This is a genomic window from Cognaticolwellia mytili (assembly GCF_002104475.1).
GTDB lineage: Bacteria > Pseudomonadota > Gammaproteobacteria > Enterobacterales > Alteromonadaceae > Cognaticolwellia > Cognaticolwellia mytili.
The window spans coordinates 1-358 of sequence record NZ_NBOF01000025.1; the positions used below are offsets into that span (position 1 = coordinate 1).

Consider the following 358-nt stretch of genomic DNA (forward strand, 5'->3'; position numbering starts at 1 on the left):
AGATTGGTTGCGGGAGCCAGATTTGAACTGACGACCTTCGGGTTATGAGCCCGACGAGCTACCAGGCTGCTCCATCCCGCGTCCGAATGACTTGATAATTAATACCAAGAAAGCCTATAACTATTTAATTCTGTTATAAAAGAATTACAAATTTAAACTTTTGTAAGTAGTTGGTTGCGGGAGCCACTATTTCCGAAGAGAGTGAACTGACGACCTCAGGTCGTACGCCCGATATAATATTTATTTAGTCTCTTATACTATAAGAAGAGATTGGTTGCGGGAGCCAGATTTGAACTGACGACCTTCGGGTTATGAGCCCGACGAGCTACCAGGCTGCTCCATCCCGCGTCCGAATGAC

Annotated in this window: 2 tRNA genes; both read right to left on the reverse strand. The window is 45.5% G+C overall.

What is annotated here, in order from left to right:
- Positions 1-4: 4 nt before the first annotated feature.
- A tRNA-Met gene (locus tag B7C41_RS19925) sits at positions 5-81 on the reverse strand.
- Between the two features lie 190 nt (positions 82-271).
- Positions 272-348, reverse strand: a tRNA-Met gene (locus B7C41_RS19930).
- Between the last annotated feature and the right edge of the window lie 10 nt (positions 349-358).